We start from the raw sequence: 1,437 nt of genomic DNA on the forward strand, positions 1-1,437 counted from the left end.
TCGCGCTCACCCAAACTGTCCATGATCACGCTGAAACGCCGTCCACCATCAGCCTGATTCGACCGTCCATGATCGCTGAAATACGCAAGTTGAGAGGCTCACGTACGGTTCTGGGAGCGCGTGGGGGTGAGATTCCCCCGCGCGACTCGCTTGCCGTTATACCGTCAAGAACGCATTTTCGGGCGCGCCGGCCTTGCCATCGCTCAATCAACGCTGGGTCAGTGGGTTGGCGTTTGTGGTGTGAGGTTGCAGCCGCTGGTCGAGGCGCTTCGCGAAGAGCTTGTGCAACACGGTGTGCTGCACGCCGATGAAACGCCGGTGCAAATGCTCGTTCCCGGTAAAGGCAAGACGCAGCGCGCATACGTCTGGGCATACGCCACGACGCAGTTCGCCCACGTGCGCGCTCTCGTCTATGAATTCGCCGATAGTCGCGCGGGCGAACATGCTCGCCAGTTCCTCGGTGACTGGCGCGCCAAACTGGTATGTGACGATCACAGCGGCTACAAAGCCGGGTTCGAGCTGGGCATCACTGAGATCGGATGCATGGCTCATGCAAGACGCAAGTTCTTTGAGTTGCACGCCAACCACAAGAGTCAGATCGCTGAACAGGCGCTGGAATACTTCGGCGCACTTTACGCTGTCGAGCGCGACGTTGCACAACTTGAGCCTGATCGCAGGGGGGAAGTGCGTCAGCAGCGCGCTGGGCCCATTGCCGATGCGCTACATGAGTGGATGTTCACTCAGCGCAAACGGGTCAGTGAAGGATCGGCGATCGCCAAAGCGCTCGACTACAGTCTCAAGCGCTGGGAGGCGCTCACGCGTTATCTAATCGATGGGCATGTGCCCATCGACAATAACTGGCTGGAAAATCAGATTCGTCCCTGGGCTATCAGTCGCTCGAACGGGTTGTTTGCCGGTTCGTTGCGCGCTGGACAACGCGCCGCGGCAATCATGAGCCTGATTCGATCCGCGCAGCTCAATGATCATGACCCGTACGTCTATCTCAAAGACGTGCTCAATCGATTGCCCACCCATCGAGCCGACGACATCGCCACCCTGCTACCACATCGCTGGGTGCCCACCGCAGCTTGATTGACGGCCATTTACGCCCTGGAATGCCTTCGCCGGATGCTTACTCTTCATGGCGAGCATTCTCGCCTAGATCAGTGTCCGGTTTCATTAGACCACTACATAGAGTCCGTTTTGAAGAGGAGTGGTCGTAAAGAAACAATTAACCAAAGAACCGATTATTGGCGTGCTGAAGGAAGGCGAGGCAGGCCTGAAGCCAGCGGAGCTTTGCCGCAAGCATGGCATGCTCAGAAGCGACGTACTACGGCTGGCGGAATCAATCTGCCTCTTGCAATTCTCACCATACCGTTTCAGCTTCCCTGCTTTACTGCATCAGCCTGGACGGATTGTTCAGGTCCAACTTCTATG

General features: G+C 57.3%; 2 pseudogenes. Both read left to right on the top strand.

Annotation, left to right across the window (positions count from 1 at the left end):
* Window positions 1-141 precede the first annotated feature (141 nt).
* Window positions 142-1,092 (top strand): annotated as a pseudogene (locus tag KQH55_RS09125) (IS66 family transposase); the annotation flags it as partial.
* A gap of 121 nt (window positions 1,093-1,213) precedes the next feature.
* Window positions 1,214-1,349: pseudogene (locus tag KQH55_RS16915) on the top strand (transposase); the annotation flags it as partial.
* Window positions 1,350-1,437: the final 88 nt, after the last annotated feature.

Source organism: Mycetohabitans sp. B3 (assembly GCF_021498065.1).
In the GTDB taxonomy this organism is placed as follows: Bacteria; Pseudomonadota; Gammaproteobacteria; order Burkholderiales; family Burkholderiaceae; genus Mycetohabitans.